Raw genomic sequence first — 23598 nt, 5'->3', positions numbered from 1 at the left:
TCAGCCCTTCAGTCCGGTCGTGTTGATGCCCTGCACCAGGAAGCGCTGGAAGGCCAGGAAGAACAGGAACACCGGGGCCAGCGAGAGCACCGACATCGCCAGCATCGGCCCGATCGAGGTCTGCCCGCCGGAGTCGATGAACAGCCGCAGTCCGATGGGGACGGTGTAGCTGTCGGGGCTGGGCAGGTAGACCAGCTGGGTGAAGAAGTCGTTCCAGGTCCAGATGAAGGAGAAGATCGCCGTCGTGACCAGCGCCGGTCGCGACAGCGGCAGGATCACGTACCGGAACACCCCGAAGGGCGAGCACCCGTCGATGCGGGCGGCGTCGTCGAGGTCACGCGGGATGCCGCGCATGAACTGGACCATGAGGAACACGAAGAAGGCCTCGGTGGCCAGCAGTTTCGGCACGATCAGCGGCAGCGGCGAGTCGACCCAGCCGAAAGACTCGAACAGGACGTACTGCGGGATCACCAGGACGTGCCCGGGGAGCAGGAGCGTCGCGATCATGACGGAGAACCACACGCCCCGGCCGCGGAAGCGCAGGCGCGCGAAGGCGTACGCGGTGACCAGGCAGGAGGCGGCGTTGGCGACGACGGTGGCCAGCGCGATGAGGGTGCTGTTGAGGAAGAAGCGGCCGAAGCTCAGGCTCTCGCTGAAGTTCCAGCCCTCGGTGTAGTTGGCCCAGGTGACGTCGGTGGGCCACACCGAGATGTTGCTGGCCAGTTCGGTCGGGGACTTGAGCGAGGAGCCGAGGACCCACAGCAGCGGGTAGAGGACGACGGCGAGGACCGCGACGAGCACGGTGATGCGAACGGCTCCGGTGAGGCGGGGCGCGCGGGGTCCGGGCCGGCGGGCGGCTTCGGCGGTGGTGGCGGTCATCGTCCGTCTCCGTCGGCGTAGTGGACCCAGAAGCGGCCGGTGCTGAAGAACAGCGCGGTGATCGCGCCGATCGCGAGCAGGAAGACCCAGGCGAGCGCGGACGCGTAGCCCATCTTGAACTCGGTGAATCCCTGCGTGTAGAGGTGCAGGGTGTAGAGCATGGTCGCGCCGACCGGCCCGCCGGTGCCGTCGCTGACGACGTAGGCGGAGGTGAAGCCCTGGAAGCCGTTGATGGTCTCCAGGACGAGGTTGAAGAAGATGACCGGCGACAGCATGGGCAGCGTGATGTGCCAGAAGCGGCGGAGTGGTCCGGCGCCGTCGACCTCGGCGGCCTCGTAGAGCTCGGTGGGGACCTGTTTGAGTCCGGCGAGGAAGATGACCATGGGGGCGCCGAACTGCCAGATCGCCAGCACCATCAGGGTCTCCAGGGCCCAGTCGGGGTCGTTGACCCAGGGCTGCCCGGTGATGCCGAAGATGTCGAGGAAGGCGTTGAAGGACCCGTCGCGGCTGAAGATGGCGCGCCAGACGAGGGCGAGGGCGACGCTGCCGCCGAGGAGCGACGGCAGGTAGAACAGGGCGCGGAACAGCCCGGTGCCGCGGCGTTCCCGGTTGAGGAGCATCGCGACGCCGAGGGCGGCGGCGAGTTTGAGCGGGACGGCGACCAGCGCGAAGGTGAGGGTGACACCGACGGATTTCCAGAAGACGGGGTCCTGGGTGAACATCCGCTCGTAGTTGTCGAGGCCGACCCAGCTGATCTGGTCCCAGTCGGACAGGACGTCGAAGTTCGTGAAGCTGAGGTAGAGCGACAGCAGCATCGGGGCGGCGGTGATGGCCAGCAGCCCGAGGAGCCACGGGGTGAGGAAGACGTGGGCGGCGCGGCCTTCGGCGCGGCGGCGGGCGTCGGCCGGTTTCCGGCGGGCGGGGACGCTCGTCCGGGCACGGCCGGGCGGCGGGGCGGTGGAGACCGCCATGCGGGTGTCCTTTCGCAAGGGTCGGCGGGTCCCGGTCCGTCCACAGGGGATGGACCGGGACCCGTGGCCTCAGCCCGACAGGGCGGCGGTGGCCTCGGTGAAGAACTGCGCGGCGGCGTCGGCGGGCGTCGCCGTCCCGTAGGTCACCGATTCGGCGATGTCGCGCAGGGTGTTGCGCAGGCCGGAGTGGCCTTTCGGCGGCGGCGCGGGCGCCGGGCCGAACTTGTCGGCCATCCCGTTCTCGAAGACGAAGGTGGCCTTCGCGTAGGGGTCGGTCTGCGCGGACTCGACGGCGGCGCGGGTGGCCTTGTTGGGCGGCAGACCCCGGTCGGTGCCGAGGATGGCGCCGGCCTCCGGGTCGTTGGTGAGGAAGTTGATGATGTCGGCGACGACCTCGGGGTGGTCGGTGGCGCGCGAACCGGCCCAGTAGGTCGACGCGCGGGCCCACTGCCCCTTGAGGTCACCGGGGTAGGGCACCATGGCCAGCTCGTTCTCGGTGGCCTTGCCCAGCTCGGCGAGCTGGTTGGACCACATGAACGACGTCGCGGCCTTGCCGGACACGACGAGCTGGGTGTCGACGCTGCCGGTGACGGCCTCGTGGACGACGTCGGCGGGCGGCGTCGCGCCCTTCTCCCGGGCCTGCTGCCAGAGGGTGAACCAGGCGGTCAGGTCCTCCTGCGTGAAAGCGAGCTGGGTTCCGTTGTAGAACTCCTTGCCCTGCGCGCGGAGCCAGAGCCACAGCGCCTTGTAGTCGCTGCTGGGGTCCATCGTGCCGTAGTACTCGCCGCCGGACTTCTCGGTGACCGAGGCGGCCCAGGTGATGTACTCGTCGTAGGTCCAGCCCTCTTTCGGTTCGTCGACGCCGAGCTCGGCGAGCTTGGTCTTGTCGTAGATGACGGCCGGGGTGTTCTCGCCGGTGGCGACGGCGACCTGCTTGCCGTCGATCTGCCCGTAGGCGGTCAGGCCCTCGTAGTGGTTGGACAGGTCGAGCTTCTTGCTCGCGACGTAGGGGGTGAGGTCGAGGGTGACGTTGCGTCCGGCGTACTCGGCGAGGCCGTTGTCGTCGATCTGGAAGATGTCGGGGGCATTGCCGCCGCCCGCGATCGTGGCGAGCTTGTCGTAGTACCCGTCGAAGGTCTGCCAGGTGGCGTTGATCTTCACGTCGGGGTGCTTCGACTGGTAGAGGTCGAGCGCCTGCTGGGTCATGGTGGCGCGGGCGTCGCCGCCCCACCAGAAGAACTCGACGGTCGTGCCCTCGTCCTCGCCGGAGCAGGCGGCCGCGCCGAGAACCAGTGGCACGGCGACGATCGCGGCCGTTAAGGCCTGCCGGAGGCGTCGCCCCGGGGAGGTACGTTGGGCTGGCGCGGGCCGGGCGGCGCGCGGGTGGGGATCGGTGGACTGCATGGGGTCGGTAGCTCCTTGATCTAGGTCGCCGCCCCACCTCGCGGCTCGGCCGCGGCACCATCGGTGCCGTCCACGGCCGGGGGCGCGGCCGCATGGCCGTGCGGCGGCGTCCTCGGCGGTGGCGCGGAGGTGGAGTCTCGGACGATCAGTTCGGTCTGCAAGGACACTTGGGCGGTTGTCCGGCGGTCGTCGCCGTGCTGGAGAAGCATGTCGACGGCGGCCCGTCCGGCGGCCGCGGTGGGGGTGGCCACCGTGGTGAGGCGGGGGCGGGTCACGCGGCCGAGGATGGTGTCGTCGACCCCTATGACGCTGACGTCGGCGGGGACGCGGGTCCCTAGCCGGTCGAGGCCTTCGATGAGGCCGATCGCCATGAGGTCGTTGTAGGTGAGGACGGCGGTGGCACCGCTGCCGACGACGTGCTCGGCGGCGGCGATCCCGCCCTCCTCGGTGGGCTGGTTGGGTCCGGTGACGGTGAGGCGGACGCCGGAGCGGGCGGCGGCCTGGGTGGCGGCCCGCCGCTGTTCGCGGCTGGTCCACGACCCGCGCGGCCCGGTGAGCAGCGCGATGTCGCGGTGGCCGTCGGCGACGAGGTGGTCGATGGCCAGGCCGGCGCCCTGGGCGACGTCCATGGTCACCGAGGGCAGCCCCGGTACGCGGCGGTTGACGAGCACGAGCGGCACCTCGCGGGCGAGCTGCTCGATCGCGCCGTTGTTGAGGCGCGGGCTGCACAGGACGATCCCGTCGACCTGTTTGGACAGCGCCTGAACCAGTTCGGCCTCGACGAGGGGATCCTCGTCGGTCTCGGCGACGAACACGTGGTGGTCGCGCATCCGGGCCTGGCTCTCGGCGGCCTTGATGAGCGGTGGGAAGAAGGGGTTGGCGATGTCGGCGACGATCAGGCCGATGTTGTGCGTACGGCCGGTGATCAGGGCCCGCGCGGCCCGGTTGGGCCGGTAGCCGAGTTCCTCGGCGGTGCTGAGGACCTTGGCGCGGGTCTCGGCGTGCACCAGGTGCGGGGCGGAGAACGCGCGGGAGACGGTGGAGATGTGCACTCCCGCGGCGCGCGCCACGTCCCGGATGGTCACTGCCACGTCGCAGACCTGCTTCCTCGATGTCCCTTGTGGATGGTGGTGGTGGTGCTTCTGGAGACATTTATGCAAACGATTGCCGTCGTGTCAACAGGTTCGGTTACCGCGATGTTGCCGATCGAGACGCCAACAGCGGTGAAAAGCGATCGTTTCGGGCAATGGAATTCGACCTGTTGACTCGCTCCGGGGCCGCCGCTAGCTTTGGCTGCAAACGTTTGCCGTCCAACGGAGACGCCATGACCCCGCCGAAATCCACCGGGCGGCGCCGCTACGCCCTGGTGGGCACCGGATCCCGCGCGGAGATGTTCACCCGCTCCATCGCCGTCGACCACGCCGACTCCGCCGAGCTCGTCGGACTCGCCGACACCAACCCCGCGCGGCTCGCCGCGCACCACCGCCGCCTCGAAGGCCTCGGCGCGCCTCCGGCCGCGCTGTACCCGGCCGAGCGGTTCGCACGGATGCTCGACGAGACCCGCGCCGACGCGGTCGTCGTGACCACGGTGGACAGCACGCACGACGAGTACATCCTCGCCGCGCTGGCCGCCGGGCTCGACGTGGTCACCGAGAAGCCGATGACCGTCGACGCCGAACGCTGCCGCCGGATCCTCGCCGCCGACACCGGGGCGCGGGTGCGCGTGGCCTTCAACTACCGCTTCAACCCCGTCCACGAGCGCGTCCGGACCCTCCTCGCCGACGGTGTGATCGGCGAGATCGGCTCGGTGCACTTCGAGTGGCTGCTGGACGTCCGGCACGGCGCCGACTACTTCCGCCGCTGGCACCGCGACAAGGCCAGCTCCGGCGGACTGCTCGTGCACAAGTCGGGCCACCACTTCGACCTGGTCAACTGGTGGCTCGGCGCGCGACCGGAGCACGTCTACGCGCGCGGCCGCCTGTTCTTCTACGGAGAGAACGGTTCCAGGCGCGGCCTCGACCGCGGCTACGTGCGCGCCCACGGCGCGCCGGAGGCCGCCGGGGACCCCTTCGCGCTGCGCCTCGCCGAGAGCCCCGGCCTCGCCGCGCTGTACCTGGGCGCCGAGGAGCACGACGGGTATCTGCGCGACCGCAACGTCTTCGCGCCCGGAGTGTCCATCGAGGACGACATGTCCGTGCTGGTCGGCTACGACACCGGCGCGACCATGACCTACCACCTGACGGCCTACTCCCCCTGGGAGGGCTACCGGGTGATGTTCAACGGCAGCGCCGGGCGCCTCGAACTGGAGGTCGTGGAGAACGACCACGTGGACCCGGTCGCGGCCGGTGGTGTGAAGGGCGCGGCCTTGCACGGCGCCGAGGCGTCCGCCGAGGCCGGTGGCGCCCGCCTGACCCTGCACCGCTTCTGGCGCCCACCGGAGACCCTCGACCTGCCCGACCGCCCGCGCACCGGCCACGGCGGCGCCGACGCCCGCATGGCCGCCGTGCTCTTCGGCGGTGCCACCGACCCGCTGGACCGCTCGGCGACCTCCCGCGACGGCGCCGACGCGCTCCTGACCGGCCTGGCCGCCAACGCGTCCATCGCCTCCGGCGAGGCCGTGGCCGTCGCCGGACTGCTCGCCTGACGCCCCATCCCGAGGAGCCCGCATGCCCCACCCCGACCTGCTGTTCCCGCCCGACCGGGAAGTCCGCGCGATCGCCCGCGAGCTGTTCGCGCTCACCCGCGACCTGCCGCTGATCTGCCCCCACGGCCACGTCGACCCGGCCCTCATCGCCGACGACGCGCCTTTCGGCGATCCCGCGCGGTTGTTCGTCGTACCCGACCACTACGTGACCAGAATGCTGCTGAGCCAAGGCATCCCGCCCGCCGAACTGGGCGTCCCGAGCGTGGACGGCACGACCGTGCAGGCCGACGGCCGCAAGATCTGGCACCTGCTGGCGGCGAACTGGCACCTCTTCCGGGGCACGCCCTCGCGGCTGTGGCTGGAGCAGACCTTCGCCGACGTCTTCGGCGTCGAGACACCGCTGTCGCCCGACACCGCCGACGACGTCTACGACCTGCTCAGCGAGCGCCTCGCCGAACCCGCCTACCGGCCCCGGGCGCTGTTCACCCGCTTCGGCATCGAGACGCTCGCGACCACCGAGTCCCCTTTGGACGACCTGTCCGCGCACGCCCGGCTGGCGGCGGAGGGCTGGGGCGGACCGGGGGGCCGGGTCATCACGACCTTCCGCCCCGACGACGTCGTCGACCTGGAATGGGCGGGCTGGGCCGAACGGGTCGAGCGGCTGGGCGAGGTCGCCGGTGCGGACACCTCCACGTTCACCGGTTACCTCACGGCCCTCCGGTCGCGGCGGGAGGCCTTCATCGCCGCCGGTGCCACCTCCAGCGACCACGGGCACCCGACGGCCGCCACCGCCGACCTCGGCCCCGAGGGCGCCGCCGCCGTGTTCGAGCGGGGTCTGCACGGTACGGCCACCGCCGCCGACGCCGAGTCCTTCCGCGCACACATGATCCTGGAGTTCGCCCGGATGTCCATCGAGGACGGTCTGGTGATGCAGCTCCACCCCGGCTCCGTCCGCAACCACAACCGCTGGCTGCACGCCACGCACGGCCGCGACGTCGGCGGCGACATCCCCCAGGCCACCGACTACGTCCGCGGCCTGGAACCGCTGCTCTCCCGGCACGGCAACGATCCCCGCCTGCGCGTGGTCGTCTACACCCTCGACGAGACCACCTTCAGCCGCGAGATCGCGCCATTGGCCGGTGGCTACGCGTCCGTCTACATCGGAGCGCCGTGGTGGTTCCTGGACTCCCCCGACGGCCTGCGCCGCTTCCGGGAGGCCGTGACCGACACCGCCGGGTTCTACAACACCGCCGGGTTCGTCGACGACACCCGCGCCTTCTGCTCGATCCCCGTCCGCCACGCCATCGCCCGCCGTGTCGACGCCGCCCACTGCGCCCGCCTGGTCGCCGAGCACCGGCTCGACGCCGACGAGGCCGCCGAGACCGTCGTCGACCTCGCCTACCGCCTGCCCCGCCGCATCTTCCGCCTCGACAGGAGCGCCGCGTGACCACCCGCATCACCGCCGTCGACGTCCACGACGTCCGTTTCCCGACCGCCGCCGAGGCCGACGGGTCCGACGCGATCAACCGCGGCGACTACTCGGCGACCTACGTCGAGCTGCGCACCGACGGCGGGCCCACCGGCTCGGGCCTGACCTTCACCAACGGGCGCGGCAACGAACTCACCGTCGGCGCGGTGCGGGCACTGGCGCACCACGTCGAAGGCCGCACCGTCGAGGAGATATTCGCCGCGCCGGTGGACTTCTGGCGCTCCCTGACCGCCGACCCGCAACTGCGCTGGCTCGGCCCCGAGAAGGGCGTCATCCACATGGCCGCCGGGGCCGTCGTCAACGCCGTCTGGGACCTGCGCGCCCGCCTCGCCGAACGCCCGCTGTGGCGGCTGCTCGCCGAGATGCCCGCCGAGGAACTCGTGGCCGCGATCGACTTCCGGCACATCTCCGACGCGCTCACCCCGGCCGAGGCCCTCGCCATCCTCACCGAGGGCGAGAAGGGCCTCGACGAACGTCTCGATCAGCTGCGGAAGCAAGGATTCCCGGCGTACACGACCTCCGTCGGCTGGCTCGGCTACCCCGACGACAAGGTTCGCGAACTCACCCGCGCGGCCGTCGCCGAGGGCTGGACCGCGGTGAAGATGAAGGTCGGCGGCCCCGTCGACGACGACGTCCGCCGTGCCGGGATCATCCGCGCGGAGATCGGCCCCGACGCGCTGCTCATGATGGACGCCAACCAGGTCTGGGACGTCGACGAGGCGGTCGCCAACATGGCGCGCCTGCGGCCCTTCGACCCCTACTGGATCGAGGAGCCGACCCACGCCGACGACGTCCTCGGCCACGCCCGCGTCGCCGAGGCGGTCGCGCCGATCCGCGTCGCCACCGGCGAAGTGGCCGCCAACCGCGTCATCTTCAAGCAGCTCCTCCAGGCCGGCGCGATCGGCGTCTGCCAGGTCGACGCCTGCCGCGTCGGCGGCGTCAACGAGGTGCTGTCGATCCTGCTGCTCGCGGCGAAGTTCGGTGTCCCGGTGTGCCCGCACGCCGGCGGGGTCGGGCTGTGCGAGTACGTCCAGCACCTCGCGATCTTCGACTTCCTGCGCGTCGGGCGCTCCCTCGACGGCCGCATGATCGAGTACGTCGACCACCTGCACGAGCACTTCACCGACCCGGTCCGGGTGGAGGAAGGCCGCTACCGGCTGCCGGACAAGCCCGGCTACAGCGTCGAGATGCGCCCGGAATCGATCGCCCGCTTCGGCTTCCCGGACGGCCCGGCATGGCGGTGAACCGGCTCGGCCTCGCCGCGCTCGCCCGGATACCCGCCGAGGCCCGCCCCCGGGTGACCCCGGGCGACGCCGGCACCGGCATCGTCCACATCGGACTCGGCGCCTTCTACCGGGCGCACCAGGCCGTCTACACCGAGGCCGCGATGGCCGCGGCGGGCGGGGACTGGGGCACCGTCGCCGTAGCGCCCCGCTCGCGACCGGTCGCCGACGCCGTCAACGCCCAGGACGGCCTGTTCACCGTCACCGAGCTGTCGGCCGACGGCGAGCGCACCCGCGTGGTCGGGTCGGTCAACGCCGCCCGCCACCTGCCCGACGACCCGGACGGGATCGTCGCGCTGCTGGCCGACCCGGCCGTCGGGATCGTCACCTTGACCGTCACCGAGAAGGCCTACGGCGACCAGGCCGCGATCCCCGGTCTGCTGGCGCGCGGGCTCACCGCGCGCGCCCGGACCGGCGCGCCCCTGGCGGTCGTCAGCTGCGACAACCTGCCCGGCAACGGCGGGCGGCTGCGGGCGGCCGTGCTCCGGCGGCTCGCGCTGTCGGACGCCGCCGACCAGGTGCTGGACTGGATCGACGGGCACGTCGCCTTCCCCGCCACGGCCGTCGACCGGATCGTCCCCGCCTCGACCGAGGCGACCTACCGCCGCGTCGCCGACACCCTCGGCGTCACCGACGGCGCCGCCGTCGACGCCGAGCCCTACGCGCAGTGGGTCCTCCAGGACCGCTTCCCCGCCGGACGGCCCGCCTGGGAACTCGCCGGCGCCGTCCTCACCGACGACGTGACGCCCTGGGAGGACCTGAAGCTGCGCACCCTCAACGGCGTGCACTCCACCCTCGCCTACCTGGGGGCGCTGGCCGGGTGCGACACGATCGCCGAAACCCTTTCCCTGCCTGGGATGGAGGCGACGATGCGACGGTTGATCGCCGAGGACGTCGCGCCCGGCCTGACCCCGCCGCCCGGCGTGTCCGCCGTGGACTACGGCGAGGAGGTCCTGGCCCGCTTCGCCAACCCCGGCATCGCCCACCGGACCATCCAGATCGCCATGGACGGCAGCCAGAAGCTCCCGCAGCGGATCCTGCGCACGATCACGGAACGCCGGGCCACCGGCGGCCGGCCGGTGTGGGCGGCGCTGTCCGTCGCGGCCTGGATCCGTTACACCGCCGGCACCTCCGACACCGGTGAGCCGCTCGTCCTCGACGATCCCCTGGCCGGGGCGATCACCGACGCGCTCGCCTCGGCGAACGGCTCGACCGCCGCGGCGGTCGAGGCGGTGTTCGGCCTGCGCGAGATCTTCCCGGCCGCACTCGCCGAGGACTCCGAGGTCCGCGAGCTCGTCGCCGACTGGCTCGGCCGCCTCGCCCGGCACGGCGCCGCCGACGTGGTGCGGGGGTCGGCATGACCCTTCCCTCGATCGCCGTCATCGGCGCGGGCGGCCACGGGCTGTGGCACCGCCGCCGGATCGCCGCACGCGCGGACAGGATCCGCCTGGCGGGACTGTGCGACGTCGCGCCCGTCCGCGCCGAGCCCGACGCCCCGATCCCCGACGGGACACCGGTCTTCAGCGATCACCGCGAACTGCTGGAGTCCATCCGGCCCGACATCGTCGTGGTCTGCACGCCCCCGCACACGCATCTGGCCATCGCCGCCGACGCGCTGCGCGCGGGCGCCGACCTCCTGCTGGAGAAACCGCCGGTCACCTCGCTCGCCGAACACCGCGAACTGGCCGGGCTGCTCGCCGGGACCGGCCGCGCGTGCCAGGTGAACTTCCAGGCCCTCGGGTCGCCGGTGCCCGAGCTGCTGCGCGCGGCGGTCGCCGACGGCGGGCTCGGTGAGATCCGCTCGATCGGCGTGGCGGGCGCGTGGCGCCGGCCCGACGAGTACTACCGTCGCTCCCCGTGGGCGGGGAGGTCCACGATGGACGGTCGCCCGGCGCTCGACGGCGCGCTGGCCAATCCCTTCGCGCACGCGGTGATGCAGGCGCTGGCAGTCGGTGAGGCCGTCGCGGGCCCCGGTCTTCCCGTAGGCGTCGAGGTCGAGCGCTACCGGGCGCGCGAGATCGAGGTGGACGACACGGCCTGCCTGCGCCTGACCCTCCGCGGCGGGCCGACGATCACGGTCGCGGTCACCCTGTGCGGCGAGGAGGCCAAGATCGAAGGCGGCATCACCGTGCGCGGCACCGGCGGCGAGGCCTTCTACGAGTACCCGACCGACCGCCTCGCCCTCCCGGGCCGGCCGGCCGCGACCGTCGCGGGCCGCGTCGACCTGCTCGACGACCTGCTCGACCACCGCGCGAACGGAACCGCCCTGCGGGCTCCGTTCGCGCGCACCGAACCGTTCACGGCCGTCATCGAGTCCGTCGTCGCCGCGCCGGTCGTGCGGATCCCCGACGGATACGTCCGGCGGGACGGCCCCTACGTCACCGTCGACGGCGTCAACTCCGTCGTCGAGGCCGCCGCCGCGAACGCGGCGCTGTTCAGCGAACTCCCCGCCCCCTGGGCGATCCGTTAAGGAGGCAGCACATGCGCAGGTACAAACTGGCCGACCTCACCGGCAACGGCGACGGCCCCGTCTTCGCCCCCGTCGTCGCGGGGCACCTCGTCGAGCGCGGCGGGGTCAGCTCCTACGGCCACGGGGAGCGCACGCACCCCGAGGGCTTCCACACCCACGACGTGCCAGAGGTCTTCTGCGTGCTCCAGGGCAGCGGGCTGGTCGAGATCGACGGCGCCACCACCCCCTTCGAGGCCGGTGACGTGCTGGTGATCGAACCCGGCGAGGACCACCATCTGATCAGCCTCGGCGAGGTGCCGCTGGTCCACGCGTGGCTGCACCTGCGCGCGGCCTGAGCGGCCGGTGCAACACGGCGGTCCACATAAGACGGACATCGCGGGGTGAACCGGGAGCAAGACAGCCGGTCGGCCCGTCCCTGTCCGGATTCGCTGCAATAATCCTGCAAATGGGCACCATTGACACTATTTCGTCAGTATTACAACCTGGTCGCAGAGGACATCACACCCGAGAAGGGACGATTCCCATGACCACACGACGCAAACGCGTACCGGCGTTAATCGGCGCGGCGATCCTGGCCGCCTCCGGCATGTTCGTCTCCGCCGAGGCCGGCGCGCGGACGGTGGAACCGGCCGCCGTGACACCCATGGCCGAGACCAGCCCGACCGGCTGGGCGAGCCAGAACGGCGGCACCACCGGCGGTGCCGGCGGCTCCACGGTCACCGTGTCGACCGCGAGCGCGCTGACGGCGGCGCTCAAGCAGAGCGGCAGGCTCATCATCCGCGTGTCGGGAACGATCAACATCTCCGGCATGAACGACGTGACGAGCAACAAGAGCGTGCTCGGCAACAGCGGCGCCACGATCACCGGCGGCGGTCTCGACGTCGACGGCGCGAACAACGTCATCATCCGCAACATCACCTTCCGCGGCTGGGCCGACGACGCGATCAACGTCCAGGACGCCTCGAAGAACGTGTGGATCGACCACAACACGTTCACCGACGGCTATGACGGTGCCGTGGACATCAAGCGCGGCTCGGACTTCGCGACGGTGTCGTGGAACCGCGTCTACGACCACGACAAGACGATGCTGCTCGGCCACAGTGACGGCAACGGATCCCAGGACATCGGCCACCTGCGGGTCTCCTACCACCACAACTGGTTCGACGGCACGACCCAGCGGCACCCGCGCGTGCGCTTCGGCAACCCGGTGCACGTCTACAACAACTACTACTCCGGCAACAGCGGCTACGGCGTGGCGACCACCTGCAACGCGGGCGTCCTCGTCGAGGGCAACTACTTCGAGAACGTCGACGAGCCGACGCATGTCGGTGAGGGCAGCTCGCCCGACGGCAACCTCGTGTTCCGCAACAACACCTCGGTGAACTCCGGGGCGCCGGAGACGCGCGGCTCGGTCGCGTCGATCCCCTACGGCTACACGCTGGACCCCTCGGCGAACGTCAAGGGCATCGTCACCGGCGGCGCCGGCGCGAACAAGATCAGCGTCTAGCGGCCGGGCCGGCGCGGTTGGGCGCGGCGGGCCGGTGGAACCGGCCTCCTCTCGGGGAGGCCGGTTCCTCCGCGTCACAGCAGGGTGCGCCAGTAGTCCCAGAACTCGACGCCGACGAGCGCCACGATCAGCAGGTACCAGACGACGAGCACCAGACTGTGGAAGCGCGCGATGCCCTCCACCGCCCGGCGCCAGGAGGACGGCACCGGGATGACGCCGGTGGTGAGGTTGTGCAGGGTCGTGTACCAGAACACCGGGATCGTCACGGTCCACACGACCATGCAGTACGGGCACAGCGCCCCGATCCGGTACAGGCTCTGGAAGATCAGCCAGTGCACGAAGACGACGCCGAAGGTCGCGCCGAGCTGGAGACCGAGCATGAACCAGCGGGGCGGGCGGGCGCCCGCGAGCAGTACGACGCCGACGGTGAGGACCACGGCGAACCCGGCGACGCCCAGCAGCGGGTTGGGGAAACCGAAGACCTCGGCCTGCGGGGTCTTCATCACCGAACCGCAGGACAGGATCGGGTTGATGCTGCACGACGGGCTGTACGACGGGTCCTTGAGCAGTGCGATCTTCTCGACCGTCAGCACGAACGCGGCCAGCAGGCCGAGCGCTCCCCCGCCGGTCAGGACCCACGGCAGAGCCCGCGAGACCGGCCTCACGAGGCCAGCGCCTTGTCGATGCGTTCCTTCAGCGAGTCGTAGGACGGGCCGTCGACCGGCTCGCCGTTGAGGTAGACCGTCGGGGTCCGGTCGACGCCGAGCGAGATGCCGTCGTCCTGGTCCTTCTGCACGCGGGCCGCGGTCGCCGGGTCGGCGAAGGCCGTCTTGAAGGCGTCCATGTCGAGACCGAGTTCGGTGGCGAAGCCGAAGAAGACCTCGTCCTGCGGGGACTGCTGCTCGCCCCAGCTCGCCTGGGTCTCGAACATCCTGGTGTACATCTCCTCGAACCTCCCCTGCGCGGCGGCGGCCTCGACGGCCCGCGCGGCGGGTTCGCCGTTGGCGTGGCCGGGCAGCGGGAAGTAGCGGACGACGAAGGTGATGCGCCCGTCGTAGTCGGCCCGCAGCCGCTCCATCTCCGGGTACAGCGCCCCGCAGGCCTCGCACTCGAAGTCGAGGAACTCGACGAGCGTGGCCTTCCCGTCGGCGGCGGTGGAGAGCTTGTGGCTGTCGGGACGCACGAGACGCTCGTCCTGGGCGTCGGTCGCGGCCGCCGGGTTCTCACCGCTTCCCGACAGGTAGACGGTGACACCGATCGCCACGAGCGCGGCCACGATCAGGCCGATGGTCATCTTCAGGTTGGTGCTCATCCCCCGCTTCGGCGGCGGGGCCGGCGCCTTCGCGGGCGCGGGCGGACGGGTCCTCTTGCCACCCGCCGGGCGGGTGTTCCTGCTCTTCTTCTTAGCCATTGGCGTGCCTGTCTGTGAGCGCGGTCGGCCTACACCCGGCGGCGTCGGGCCGGCGGGCGCGCGAAGTGGAACAGGGTCGGCCTACGTCCGCCAGACGCACAGCACGGCGAGCAGGCGGCCGGTCTCGGCCGCGGTGAGCCGCTCGGCGGGCATCGGGACGGCCCGGACCGCGAAACGGTCGGGGCCTTCGGCGGTGTGCGCGTCGCCGTCGGCGAGATCGGCGCCGGTGAAGGCACCGCCGAGGGCCCGCGCGGAATGCTCGGGATAGTCGGGATGCGGCAGGCAGGGGGCGTCGGAGTCGGGCTGCGACGCCGACACGGTGGGCGCGGGGTGCGCCACGGCCTCGCCGGTGTGCACCGAACCGAGGACGACGGCCGCGAGCAGGGCCAGCAGCAGGACGGCAAGGCGAAGCGGCGACCCGCCGGTCGCTCGCGCGCCACGCCTGGTGCTCACGGCGGCAAGGTTACCGGGCCGGGCGGAGTAACGTCGCAGCCCGGTAACGTCGCCGTTCATGACCCTCGCGCGTTCGCTGCTGCTGTTCGTGCTCGCGGCCTTCCTGGAGATCGGCGGCGCGTGGCTGGTGTGGCAGGGGTGGCGGGAGCATCGCGGGCTGTGGTGGATCGCGGCGGGCGTCGCCGCGCTGGGGGCCTACGGGTTCGTGGCCGCGTTCCAGCCCGACGCGAACTTCGGGCGGATCCTCGCCGCCTACGGCGGGGTGTTCGTGGCCGGTTCGCTGGGGTGGGCGATGGTCGTCGACAGGTTCCGGCCGGACCGCTACGACGTGATCGGGGCCGCGATCTGCCTGGTCGGCGTCGTGGTGATCATGTACGCGCCGCGCGGCTGAGGGCCCCGGTGGATCGTCACCGGAACCCCCGTGACGGTGTCAGCAGCCGCGCACGCCGAAGGCGAGGAACTGCGCCTTCTCCCGGCTGTCGAAGTTGTCGTCGGCGGCGATCACCAGGCTGCACTCGCCCGTGAGCAGGCGCGGTCCCCAGGCCATGGCCTCCAGGTTCTGCTGCGGTCCGTCGAGGACGCCGAAGTCGTAGACGAGCCGCTTCGACACCGGCGTGTAGCCGCCGTCGGCGAGACTGTCGCGGTCGAGGACGTCGTCGGCGCCGCGCAGGTCGAACTCGTAGAGCTTCGTGCGGTAGTTCACGCCCTCGATCCAGGAGCGCTCAAGCGCGAGGAAGCGGTTCTCGTCGATGGAGAGGATCTCCGAGACGCCGCTGTCGGTGATACCGCCGCCCGGGATCGGCGCGGCGGGCAGGGCGTCGATCTCGTAGGCGTACTGCGCCCGGATCCGGTGGAAGCGGTCCCAGACGGTGATGCGCGTCGTCGCGCCCTTCTCGACGGTGGGCATGGGGCCGTCCTCGTAGACCGGGTCCTCGTTGGCGGCGACGATGCGCGTCGCGGTGAAGGTCAGGGCCTCGATGCCGGTGTTGCGGCGGGTGCCGCTGTCGGTCTCGGTGAGGTGGATGTTCTCCGGCAGCGGAAGCTCCGCGAGGTACCCGCCGGACTTCGTCGCCCACCGGATCGACTGCTGCGACAGGGGCAGCGTCGGGCGCGCCTCGTCGGGCCGGTCGCCCTCCTGCGCCCACAGCAGCTGCCGCGACCACGGGTCGAGGCGCAGCGACTCCGGGTCGACGGTGAACTCCTTGCCGAAGCCGGGGTAGGGCTCGCCCGCGGCGTCGAGGAAGGTCTTGACGTCCTCGACGCGCACGCCCTTGAACGCGCCGGTCAGGGGGTCGATGTCGACGCGGCCGGTGTAGAAGCGCGCGGGGTTGTAGCGCCAGCGGTCGTCGGAGATGAAGTACCAGGTGCCGGTCAGCGGGTCGCGGTCCATTCCGGAGAAACCGCCGACGACGGTCCCCTTCAGGTCGAGCTTGTGCGGGACGACGTGCTCACCGAGGAAGCGCGTGACGCGCAGGGCGGCCTCGGTCTCACCGGCGGTCGCGGGCGGTGCCTGGGCGCCCGCCACCGCCGTGGTCAAGCCGAGCAGCGCGGCGGCGGTCGCCACGGATTTCTTCCAGCACGAGGTCATGGGCATCCCGTTTCCGAAGTGGACGTATCGGTCGATCGACCGCAAGAATGAGACAGGATGCGTGCGCGAATGTCCAGTTTCATGACCTCGTGTCGCGTATGACCGTTCGAAGAGGTGATGGCGCGGGGGCCGCGAGGCGCGACGGCACAAACCCGCCGGCCACCGGCGAGCGGGCGCCGCCGCTCACCGCTCGGCGCGGCACCTGCCCGGATCACACCCCACCGCCCGCGCGCGGTCACCGCGTCTCGCCGCGCCCGGCGTGGGGTCCGCCCGGGCTCACGGCGCCGCCGCCCATGAGCTGTGAAAGCGCGCATCCGCCGGGTCGGCGAGCGGGCGTGCCGCTCATGACCGTTCGGCGACACCCACCACGCCTCACCGCGCGCCCGCACGCGTCCCCGGTCATCCGAAACCGTCCATTGCTCGCCGTTCAGCGCGGTCCCCCGCAACACCCTCCCGAGCCCGCGGCCCCGCCCTCGATCGAGGCCGCCGTTCGCTCCACCTCGCTGAGGATCCGCGCGCGCTCGACGGCGCCGATGAGTCGTCCGCGTGTCACGACGGCGTGGATCCGCCGGGTGTTGGCGATGTCGGCGAGCGGGTCGCCGTCGAGCACGACCAGGTCGGCGGCCCTGCCTTTGGCGATGGTGCCGAGGCGGTCGCCCAGCCCGAGGAAGCGGGCGGGCTCGACCGTCGCGGCCCGGATGGCCCGGAGCGGTGACAGTCCCGCCGCGACGAGTTCGGCGAGTTCGTCGTGGACGCCGAAGCCCGGGTAGACGTAGGGGACGTCGCCGCCGTCGGTTCCGGCCAGGATCGGCACGCCCGCCTCGGACATCGCGTGCACGAAGCGGCGGCGAAAGTCGAGCAGGCCGTGCCACTCGGCGGCCTCGGCGGGGGTGCGGGCGTCGACGAAGAGGTCGCGGAAGGCCTGGGCCCAGTAGGCCGTGAGCGCGGCGGGCAGGTACTTCAGGCGGGGGTCGGCGGTGTCGACCTCGGCCGGGCGGTCCATGACGCGGCTGACGACGAGGGTCGGGACCATGCGCGTTCCGCTTCGGCGAAGCCGCGAGAACAGCCGGGCCGCCTTCCCGTGGCTGTAGCTCGCGGCGGCGATCATCTCGGCTCGGTGGACGCGGCGGACCCAGCCGGGGAGGTCGCCCGGCTCCCCCGGCTCGGCGAGGACGCGCTCGATCTCCTCGGCGCGGGTGGCCGCCGGATAGGAGATCGAGTAGAAGTGCTCGACACTGCGCTGCCCGGACCAGGCGGCGTGGTCGAGGGGGACGGTGTCGGGACAGTGCCCGGCGAAGGGGATGCGCCGTCGGCGGGACTCGTCGGCGATGACGTCGAAGAGGTCCCGGGGCAGGCCGGAGTAGATCTTCACGAAGTCCGCGCCGCCGTCGGCGGCCTCGCGGACGGCGGCGCGCGCCTCGGCCTCGGTGGTGACGACGGTGAAGAAGTCGGGGTGGCCGGTGGTCGCGGCGCCGTCGACGATGCGGCTGGCGATGACCGATCTCGGGCCGAGCATCGCACCGGCCTCGATCCGCTCGCGCCACTCGTGGAGGTGGGGCATGCCGAACAGTTCGCGGACGGTGGTGACGCCGTTGGCGATGTTCAGCGCCGGTGAGATCCCCGGGTGCTCGCCGCTGTGGGCGTGGCTGTCGATGAGTCCGGGGATGACGTGTTTGCCGGTGGCGTCGAGGATCCGGGCGCCGCGCGGGACGCGGACCTCGGCGCGGCGGCCGACGGCGAGGACGCGGTCGCCCTGGAGGAGGAGGGTGCGGTCGGGAAGGGCGCCGGGGGCGATCCCGTCGATGAGGGTCGCGCCGGTGATGGCGAGGACGGGCGTGTCTGCGGCGGCCGCCGGGGGCGCGGTGGCGGCCAGCGCGGCGCCTCCGGCGATGACGGCACCGCGCAGAACGGTGCGGCGGGTCAGGTTGCTCACGAGGTCTCCTCCGTCGGGGGTGACTTCGATTCTTGGTTCCGGGAAGGCCGTCGGCGCCGTCCCGCCGCACGATCTTCGGACTACCACCGGGGACGTAGCGCGGGTGCGGCTACGTCCGCCGGCGTAGGCGAGCCCGGCCGGTGGGACCGGCCGGGCTCGCTCTCCGTGGGGCGAGACGTCAGTGGCTCGCGCCCGCGGCGGCCGGCTCGGCCGGGACCGTCTCCGCGGCCGGCCGTGGTCGACGGAGGGTCAGGGCGGCGATGACGGCTCCGGCGAGGGCGATTGCTCCGGCCACGACGAAGGCGGTGGTGAAGCCTTCGGTCAGCGCGGCCTTGTCGCCCAGTTCGGCGCCGCCGCGCGAGGTCGCGACGGCCGTCATGACCGCCAGGCCGAGCGCGGAGCCGACCTGGTAGGTCGTGTTCACGATCCCGGAGGCGAGCCCGCCCTCCTCGGGGGCGACGCCGCCGATCGCCGCGAGCATCGCCGGGATGAACACCAGGGACATCCCGACCGCCGAGACCAGAGAACCGGGCAGGACGTCGGCGAGGAAGGACCCGTTCGGGTCGGCCGTCGCGAGGATCCCGAGGCCCGCGGCGAGCGCGACGAGTCCGGTGACGATCAGCGGCTTGGTGCCGAAGCGGCCGATGAGGCGGCCGGTCACGGCCGTCATCAGCAGCATCATGAACGCGGTCATGGGGACCAGGGCGGCGCCCGAGGCGAAGGCCCCGAAGCCGAGGACCTGCTGGACGTAGAGGTTCAGGAAGTACCACATCGGGATCCAGGCGGCTCCGAGCAGCGCCATGGCGACGTTGGCCGCCGCCAGGTTCGGGGTGCGCCAGACCTTCAGCGGCATCAGGGGCGAGCGCACGAAGCGCTGGAGGAGCACGAAGCCGAGCAGCAGGACCAGCGCGGCGCCGAGCTGGACGAGCGTCGCCGAGGAGCCCCAGCCGCGTTCGGGGGCCTGGACGACGGCGTAGACGGCGAGGGCGAGTCCGGCGGTCACGGCGAGGGCGCCGGCGATGTCCATTCCGGTGCGGCGGCCGGGGACGCGGGGCAGGACCTTCGGGGTGACGAGCAGGGTGACGACGCCGATCGGCACGTAGATGATGAAGACCCAGGGCCAGCTGAGCCATTCGGTGATCACGCCGCCGAGGAACACCCCGGCCGTGCCGCCCGCCGGAGCCGCGGCTCCGTACCAGGCCATGGCCTTGGGCAGTTCGGACGGCTGCCCGGCGAACAGCACCATCAGCAGGGTCATCGCGGCGGGTGCGATGAGGGCGGCGCCGACGCCCTGGATCCCGCGTCCGATGATCTCGGCGACCGGGCCGGTGGCGGCCGCGGCGACGATCGATCCGGCGGTGAGGGCGATCCAGCCGGCGGCGAAGACGCGGCGGGCGCCCCACAGGTCGGAGAGCCGGCCGCCGAGGAGGAGCAGTCCGCCGAACACGACGGCGTAGGCGTTGAAGACCCACTGCAGGCCGCTCGGGGTGAACCCGAGTTCGCGCTGCATCTCGGGCAGGGCCACCGCGATGATCGAGGTGTCCATGATGACCATGAACTGGGCGAGCGCGAGCACGGCGAGTGCCAACCAGCGCCGGGGATCGGGGGACATGACGACTCCTTCGACTTGCGTTTCAGATACCCCTAGGGGGTAGTGCGCGATGGACCGTAACATACCCCCTGCGGGTATGCAAGGGACGCACCCCGGCCGCTTCCGGGAAACAAACCCGTACATAATGGACAGATGTCCGGCGACGTTCTCCCGAAACCCGAGCCCAGCGGCGGTATCGACCGGGGCCTCGTCGCCGCGGCGGCACTGGTGGTCGTCGTCGCCGGGATGAAGTCCGCGGCGGGCATCGTCGCGCCGGTCGCCCTGGCGCTGGTGCTGGTCGTGGCACTGAGTCCGGTGCAGAGCGCGCTGATCCGGCGCGGCTGGCCGTGGTGGCTCAGTTCACTGGTGCTGCTGCTGGTGATCTACGGCTGCTTCGGCGCCTGCGTCTACGTTCTCGTCGTCTCGGTGGGCCGGCTGTCCGACCTCGTCCCCGTCTACACCGAACGCGCCCAGGACCTCATCACCGCGACCACCACCTGGCTCGCCGAACAGGGCGTCGACGCCGACCAGCTCCAGACCGCGGTGTCCGGGCTCGACCCGAACCGTCTCGTCGACGTGTTCACGACGGTCGCCGGCTCGGCGGTGTCGGTCCTGTCGAACCTGCTGTTCATCCTCGGCCTGCTGCTGTTCATGGGCATCGACGCCGCCGGGTTCCCGACCCGCCTCGACCGCCTCGCGCCCGAACGCCCGGCACTGGTCACCGCCCTGCGCGAGTTCGCCCGCGGCACCCGCAAGTACCTGATCGTCGCCACCGTCTTCGGGTTGATCGTCGCCGTCCTCGACGGGCTGGCGCTGTGGGCGCTCGGGGTGCCGCTGCCGCTGCTGTGGGCGCTGGTCGCGTTCATCACCAACTACATCCCCAACATCGGCTTCATCATCGGCCTCGTCCCGCCCGCGCTGCTCGGCCTGCTCGACGGCGGCTGGCAGACGATGGTGTGGGTCGTGGTCCTCTACTCGCTGTTCAACTTCGTGATCCAGTCGGTGATCCAGCCGAAGGTCACCGGCGACAGCGTCGGACTGTCGGTGACGCTGACCTTCCTGGCGCTGGTGTTCTGGGCCTGGGTCATCGGCGGTCTCGGCGCGATCCTCGCCGTGCCGCTCACCCTGCTGGTCAAGGCCCTCCTCGTCGACGCGACGCCCTCCACGCGCTGGGCGAACCACCTTCTCGCGGCCCACCCGCTTCCGGACACCAAGGACTGACGCCCGCGGCGGTTATCGTTGCCCGACCTCTGGAGGAGCCCATGACCGCACGCACCCTCGACCTCGCCGGACACCGCGCCACCCGGATGGGTTTCGGCGCCATGCGCCTGCCGACCGAGCCCGGCGACACCCGCGCGGCCTCGATCGCGCTGCTCCGGCGGGTCGTCGAGCTGGGCGTGACGGTCGTCGACACCGCGCACATGTACGGGTGGGGCGCCAACGAGGAGCTGGTCGCCGAGGCTCTGCACCCTTACCCGGAAGGGCTGCTGGTGACCACGAAGACGGGTGTCGAGCGACGGCCCGACCTCCCCGACGGCGCGATCTACAACGGAAGCGAGCGCTTCCTGCGCGCCCAGGTCGACGAGGCCCTGCGCCGCCTGCGCGCCGAACGGATCGACCTCCTCCAGCTGCACCGGATCGACCCCGAAATCCCCGTGGCCGAACAGGCCGGAACCCTGCGCGACCTGCGCGACGAGGGCAAGATCGGCCACATCGGACTGTCCGAAGTCGACGTCGAGCAGCTCACCGAGGCGCGCGCGACCGTCGAGATCGCCAGTGTGCAGAACCGCTACAACGTCCTCGACCGCGAACACGAGGCCGTCCTCGACGCCTGCACCGCCGAAGGCATCGCCTTCCTCCCGTGGCGGCCCGTCGCGGCCGGGAACACCGGCGCCGCCGCGCCGATCGCCGAGGTCGCCGCCGAACTGGACGCCACCCCGACCCAGGTCAGCCTCGCCTGGCTGCTGCGGCACTCGCCGGTCATGCTCCCGATCCCCGGCACCGCCTCGCCGGCCCATCTGGCGGAGAACGTCGCGGCCGCCGACCTCGAACTGAGCGACGAGCAGTACCTGCGCCTCAGCGGAGTCGGATAACCCGCTGGCCCACCGGGGACGGTCCTGCCATCATCGCCGCATGACCGATCCCCTGATCACCGGCGCGCGCGAGCTGTGGACGGAGCTGGCCGGCGCGCCCGTGCGCTTCACCGCAGGCCGCGTCAACGTCGCCGTGTCACCGGATTCGCTGCTGTGCCCGCCCGGCTGGGCCGGTCTCGTGACCATCGGGGACGCCGCCGTCGCGACCGCCCCCGACGAGACGAGCGCCGCCCGGCTCGTCGCGAGCCTCGCCGCCCTGCCGCTCGCGTCGGTCACCGACGCCGCCGCGATCACCCGCGTCCTCGACGTCGCCGACGTGCTCGGCCCGGCCGCGCTCGCCTACACCGCGGCCGAGCCACCACCGTCCACCGTGGAGGAACTCGCGCCGGGCGATGCGGCCGTCGTCGCCCTCGAAGACCTCGCGGGGGACGACGAGGCCGGTGAGGCGAGCCTCGACGAGGTCACCTCGCCGGTCTTCGCCATCCGCCGCGACGGCGCCGTCGCCGCCGCCTCCGGCTACCGAGTCTGGGCCGGCCGCGCCGCGCACATCGGCGTGCTCACCGCCCCCGAGTGGCGCGGAAAGGGCCTGGCCAAAGCCGTCGGCGCCGCGTCGACCGCGCACGCGCTGGCCGCCGGGCTGCTCCCCCAGTGGCGCGCGCGGATCACGCCGTCGCGCCGGGTCGCCCTGGCCATCGGCTTCCGCGAACTCGGCACCCAGCTGAGCGTCCGGCTCGGTTCCGGCGCGCCCGGCGCCTAACATCGGCGGCATGACCGCATCCCGCGCCGCCGCCGAGCGCTTCCTGCACGCCGAGGCCCGCCTGATCGAGCGACGCCTGTTCGAGACGCACTTCCAGGGCGGGCCGCCGTCGGCGGTCGCCGACGCCCTGCGCGGATACCAGAACCCCGACGGCGGCTTCGGGCACGGACTCGAACCGGACACGCGCTGCCCGGCGAGTCTCCCGATCTACACCGAGGTGGCCCTGCGCACCCTCGCCGAGGCCGGCGCCGAGGCGCCCGAGCTCATCGGCCGCGCCTGCGACCACCTCGCCAGGGTCGCCGACGAGGAGGGCGCCGTCCCGCTCGCCTTCCCCGTCATCGAGGACTACCCGAGGGCCGATCACTGGTCGGAGTGGACCTACGCGCCCGACGTCAACCCGACCGCCGGACTCGCCGGCCAGCTGTACCGGCTCGGCGTCGAGCACCCGTGGCTCGACAAGGCCGCCGACTACACCCGGCGGCGCCTCGACGCGCCGCCTCCCGACGGCGTGCACTCGATCTGGGAACTGCTGATCTTCTGCGAGCACGCCCCCGACGTCGCCCCGGGCCGCGCCGAGACCCTCCTGGACCACCTCAGGAACCAGGACATGTTCCACCTCGACCCGGAGACCCCCGGCTACGGACTGTCCCCATTGGACATCGCCCCGAGTCCGGACTCCGCCTGGCACGAGGCCTTCACCGACGCGCAGATCGGCGGCCACCTCGACGCCCTCGCCGCCGGGCAGCAGGCCGACGGCGGCTGGCCGATCACCTGGACCGCGCCGAGCGAGGCGGCCCTCCTGGAGTGGCGCGGAGTCGTCACCCTCAACGCCCTGCGGGTGCTCGACGCGTACGGCCGCCTGTAGGACGCGACACGGCGAGCGCGACGTGTCCACAATGGAGGTACGGCGGGCCTTCCGCCGCCCGTCGCCGACGTTGAGGGCACGGTGTGGCGTGCAGGATCCCCACGCGACGTGCGCCTCGACCGGGCGCGCCGGGAACTCCTCGCCGCCGAACCGTTCGGCACCACCGTCACCGCCGTCGCACACCGGTGAGGCTTCGCCCGTCTGGAGGAGCGACCGCCGCTCCGTCACGGTCGACTACCTGAGGTGGTGACCGGGCCGCG

At 72.0% G+C, this 23598-nt stretch carries 22 protein-coding genes; 12 read left to right on the top strand and 10 right to left on the bottom strand.

What is annotated here, in order from left to right; genetic code table 11:
* From HNR73_RS10820 to HNR73_RS10805, 4 genes are all read right to left on the bottom strand, one after another.
* Nucleotides 1-879: a carbohydrate ABC transporter permease gene (locus HNR73_RS10820; protein ID WP_184787221.1), complete on the bottom strand. Its 879-nt coding sequence runs from the start codon at nucleotides 877-879 to the stop codon at nucleotides 1-3.
* Nucleotides 876-1850, bottom strand: coding sequence for a carbohydrate ABC transporter permease (locus tag HNR73_RS10815; RefSeq protein ID WP_184787220.1), 975 nt, complete (start codon nucleotides 1848-1850; stop codon nucleotides 876-878). Before HNR73_RS10815 ends, HNR73_RS10820 begins: the two co-directional genes overlap by 4 nt.
* Nucleotides 1851-1919: 69 nt before the next feature.
* The gene (locus HNR73_RS10810; RefSeq protein ID WP_184787219.1) at nucleotides 1920-3254 is read right to left on the bottom strand and encodes an ABC transporter substrate-binding protein; all 1335 of its coding nucleotides are present in this window, start codon (nucleotides 3252-3254) and stop codon (nucleotides 1920-1922) included.
* A 20-nt stretch (nucleotides 3255-3274) separates the two neighbouring features.
* Entirely contained in the window at nucleotides 3275-4345 is a 1071-nt protein-coding gene (locus HNR73_RS10805) for a LacI family DNA-binding transcriptional regulator (RefSeq protein WP_184787218.1), read from the bottom strand.
* Between the two features lie 233 nt (nucleotides 4346-4578).
* Here HNR73_RS10805 and HNR73_RS10800 point away from each other — a divergent pair, with 233 nt between their 5' ends.
* From HNR73_RS10800 to HNR73_RS10770, 7 genes are all read left to right on the top strand, one after another.
* Nucleotides 4579-5898, top strand: coding sequence for a Gfo/Idh/MocA family protein (locus HNR73_RS10800; protein ID WP_184787217.1), 1320 nt, complete (start codon nucleotides 4579-4581; stop codon nucleotides 5896-5898).
* 22 nt (nucleotides 5899-5920) lie between these two features.
* Nucleotides 5921-7345, top strand: coding sequence for a glucuronate isomerase (uxaC, locus tag HNR73_RS10795; RefSeq protein WP_184787216.1), 1425 nt, complete (start codon nucleotides 5921-5923; stop codon nucleotides 7343-7345).
* Nucleotides 7342-8631, top strand: a complete 1290-nt coding sequence (locus HNR73_RS10790; RefSeq protein WP_184787215.1) for an enolase C-terminal domain-like protein — start codon at nucleotides 7342-7344, stop codon at nucleotides 8629-8631. The genes uxaC and HNR73_RS10790 overlap by 4 nt, the downstream gene beginning before the upstream one ends.
* Complete coding sequence (locus HNR73_RS10785; RefSeq protein ID WP_184787214.1) at nucleotides 8622-10031, top strand: mannitol dehydrogenase family protein; 1410 nt, start codon at nucleotides 8622-8624, stop codon at nucleotides 10029-10031. Before HNR73_RS10790 ends, HNR73_RS10785 begins: the two co-directional genes overlap by 10 nt.
* Complete coding sequence (locus HNR73_RS10780; RefSeq protein ID WP_184787213.1) at nucleotides 10028-11140, top strand: Gfo/Idh/MocA family protein; 1113 nt, start codon at nucleotides 10028-10030, stop codon at nucleotides 11138-11140. Before HNR73_RS10785 ends, HNR73_RS10780 begins: the two co-directional genes overlap by 4 nt.
* Before the next feature lie 11 nt (nucleotides 11141-11151).
* A complete protein-coding gene (locus HNR73_RS10775) occupies nucleotides 11152-11475 on the top strand; it encodes a cupin domain-containing protein (RefSeq protein ID WP_184787212.1) in 324 nt (107 codons plus the stop codon).
* A gap of 188 nt (nucleotides 11476-11663) precedes the next feature.
* On the top strand, nucleotides 11664-12647 hold the full coding sequence (locus HNR73_RS10770; protein ID WP_184787211.1) for a pectate lyase family protein: 984 nt from the start codon (nucleotides 11664-11666) through the stop codon (nucleotides 12645-12647).
* A gap of 74 nt (nucleotides 12648-12721) precedes the next feature.
* Here the strand turns inward: HNR73_RS10770 and HNR73_RS10765 are convergent, their stop codons facing one another.
* From HNR73_RS10765 to HNR73_RS10755, 3 genes are all read right to left on the bottom strand, one after another.
* On the bottom strand, nucleotides 12722-13312 hold the full coding sequence (locus HNR73_RS10765) for a vitamin K epoxide reductase family protein (protein WP_184787210.1): 591 nt from the start codon (nucleotides 13310-13312) through the stop codon (nucleotides 12722-12724).
* Nucleotides 13309-13959: a DsbA family protein gene (locus HNR73_RS10760; protein ID WP_184787209.1), complete on the bottom strand. Its 651-nt coding sequence runs from the start codon at nucleotides 13957-13959 to the stop codon at nucleotides 13309-13311. The genes HNR73_RS10765 and HNR73_RS10760 overlap by 4 nt, the downstream gene beginning before the upstream one ends.
* A 180-nt stretch (nucleotides 13960-14139) precedes the next feature.
* Complete coding sequence (locus tag HNR73_RS10755; protein WP_184787208.1) at nucleotides 14140-14511, bottom strand: hypothetical protein; 372 nt, start codon at nucleotides 14509-14511, stop codon at nucleotides 14140-14142.
* Between the two features lie 58 nt (nucleotides 14512-14569).
* Here HNR73_RS10755 and HNR73_RS10750 point away from each other — a divergent pair, with 58 nt between their 5' ends.
* Nucleotides 14570-14902, top strand: a complete 333-nt coding sequence (locus HNR73_RS10750) for a YnfA family protein (protein ID WP_184787207.1) — start codon at nucleotides 14570-14572, stop codon at nucleotides 14900-14902.
* A 39-nt stretch (nucleotides 14903-14941) separates the two neighbouring features.
* Here the strand turns inward: HNR73_RS10750 and HNR73_RS10745 are convergent, their stop codons facing one another.
* The 3 genes from HNR73_RS10745 to HNR73_RS10735 form a co-directional block, all read right to left on the bottom strand.
* A complete protein-coding gene (locus HNR73_RS10745; RefSeq protein WP_203686176.1) occupies nucleotides 14942-16105 on the bottom strand; it encodes an esterase-like activity of phytase family protein in 1164 nt (387 codons plus the stop codon).
* A gap of 421 nt (nucleotides 16106-16526) precedes the next feature.
* Nucleotides 16527-18032, bottom strand: a complete 1506-nt coding sequence (locus HNR73_RS10740; RefSeq protein ID WP_184787206.1) for an amidohydrolase family protein — start codon at nucleotides 18030-18032, stop codon at nucleotides 16527-16529.
* 178 nt (nucleotides 18033-18210) lie between these two features.
* The gene (locus HNR73_RS10735; RefSeq protein ID WP_184787205.1) at nucleotides 18211-19644 is read right to left on the bottom strand and encodes an MFS transporter; all 1434 of its coding nucleotides are present in this window, start codon (nucleotides 19642-19644) and stop codon (nucleotides 18211-18213) included.
* A 132-nt stretch (nucleotides 19645-19776) separates the two neighbouring features.
* Here HNR73_RS10735 and HNR73_RS10730 point away from each other — a divergent pair, with 132 nt between their 5' ends.
* From HNR73_RS10730 to HNR73_RS10715, 4 genes are read left to right on the top strand one after another with little or no spacing between them, the layout of a single operon-like run.
* Nucleotides 19777-20844, top strand: a complete 1068-nt coding sequence (locus HNR73_RS10730; protein ID WP_184787204.1) for an AI-2E family transporter — start codon at nucleotides 19777-19779, stop codon at nucleotides 20842-20844.
* Nucleotides 20845-20885: 41 nt separating this feature from the next.
* Nucleotides 20886-21716, top strand: a complete 831-nt coding sequence (locus HNR73_RS10725; RefSeq protein ID WP_184787203.1) for an aldo/keto reductase — start codon at nucleotides 20886-20888, stop codon at nucleotides 21714-21716.
* A gap of 40 nt (nucleotides 21717-21756) precedes the next feature.
* Nucleotides 21757-22473 carry a GNAT family N-acetyltransferase gene (locus tag HNR73_RS10720; RefSeq protein WP_184787202.1) on the top strand — a complete coding sequence of 239 codons (717 nt, stop codon included), beginning with the start codon at nucleotides 21757-21759 and terminating at the stop codon, nucleotides 22471-22473.
* A 10-nt stretch (nucleotides 22474-22483) separates the two neighbouring features.
* A complete protein-coding gene (locus tag HNR73_RS10715) occupies nucleotides 22484-23338 on the top strand; it encodes a hypothetical protein (protein WP_184787201.1) in 855 nt (284 codons plus the stop codon).
* Nucleotides 23339-23598 lie beyond the last annotated feature (260 nt).

The organism is Phytomonospora endophytica (assembly GCF_014202425.1).
Classification (GTDB): domain Bacteria; phylum Actinomycetota; class Actinomycetes; order Mycobacteriales; family Micromonosporaceae; genus Phytomonospora; species Phytomonospora endophytica.
The sequence above is the reverse complement of the archived record's forward strand: the minus strand, read 5'-3'. Positions and strand labels throughout refer to the sequence as shown.

What these genes read in the sequence shown, in the direction of transcription:
- HNR73_RS10820 (WP_184787221.1), bottom strand. Translation starts at nt 879, where the DNA reads ATGACCGCCACCACCGCCGAAGCCGCCCGCCGGCCCGGACCCCGCGCG.
- HNR73_RS10815 (WP_184787220.1), bottom strand. Translation starts at nt 1,850, where the DNA reads ATGGCGGTCTCCACCGCCCCGCCGCCCGGCCGTGCCCGGACGAGCGTC.
- HNR73_RS10810 (WP_184787219.1), bottom strand. Translation starts at nt 3,254, where the DNA reads ATGCAGTCCACCGATCCCCACCCGCGCGCCGCCCGGCCCGCGCCAGCC.
- HNR73_RS10800 (WP_184787217.1), top strand. Translation starts at nt 4,579, where the DNA reads ATGACCCCGCCGAAATCCACCGGGCGGCGCCGCTACGCCCTGGTGGGC.
- uxaC (WP_184787216.1), top strand. Translation starts at nt 5,921, where the DNA reads ATGCCCCACCCCGACCTGCTGTTCCCGCCCGACCGGGAAGTCCGCGCG.
- HNR73_RS10785 (WP_184787214.1), top strand. Translation starts at nt 8,622, where the DNA reads ATGGCGGTGAACCGGCTCGGCCTCGCCGCGCTCGCCCGGATACCCGCC.
- HNR73_RS10780 (WP_184787213.1), top strand. Translation starts at nt 10,028, where the DNA reads ATGACCCTTCCCTCGATCGCCGTCATCGGCGCGGGCGGCCACGGGCTG.
- HNR73_RS10775 (WP_184787212.1), top strand. Translation starts at nt 11,152, where the DNA reads ATGCGCAGGTACAAACTGGCCGACCTCACCGGCAACGGCGACGGCCCC.
- HNR73_RS10770 (WP_184787211.1), top strand. Translation starts at nt 11,664, where the DNA reads ATGACCACACGACGCAAACGCGTACCGGCGTTAATCGGCGCGGCGATC.
- HNR73_RS10760 (WP_184787209.1), bottom strand. Translation starts at nt 13,959, where the DNA reads ATGAGCACCAACCTGAAGATGACCATCGGCCTGATCGTGGCCGCGCTC.
- HNR73_RS10750 (WP_184787207.1), top strand. Translation starts at nt 14,570, where the DNA reads ATGACCCTCGCGCGTTCGCTGCTGCTGTTCGTGCTCGCGGCCTTCCTG.
- HNR73_RS10745 (WP_203686176.1), bottom strand. Translation starts at nt 16,105, where the DNA reads ATGCCCATGACCTCGTGCTGGAAGAAATCCGTGGCGACCGCCGCCGCG.
- HNR73_RS10735 (WP_184787205.1), bottom strand. Translation starts at nt 19,644, where the DNA reads ATGTCCCCCGATCCCCGGCGCTGGTTGGCACTCGCCGTGCTCGCGCTC.
- HNR73_RS10730 (WP_184787204.1), top strand. Translation starts at nt 19,777, where the DNA reads ATGTCCGGCGACGTTCTCCCGAAACCCGAGCCCAGCGGCGGTATCGAC.
- HNR73_RS10725 (WP_184787203.1), top strand. Translation starts at nt 20,886, where the DNA reads ATGACCGCACGCACCCTCGACCTCGCCGGACACCGCGCCACCCGGATG.
- HNR73_RS10720 (WP_184787202.1), top strand. Translation starts at nt 21,757, where the DNA reads ATGACCGATCCCCTGATCACCGGCGCGCGCGAGCTGTGGACGGAGCTG.
- HNR73_RS10715 (WP_184787201.1), top strand. Translation starts at nt 22,484, where the DNA reads ATGACCGCATCCCGCGCCGCCGCCGAGCGCTTCCTGCACGCCGAGGCC.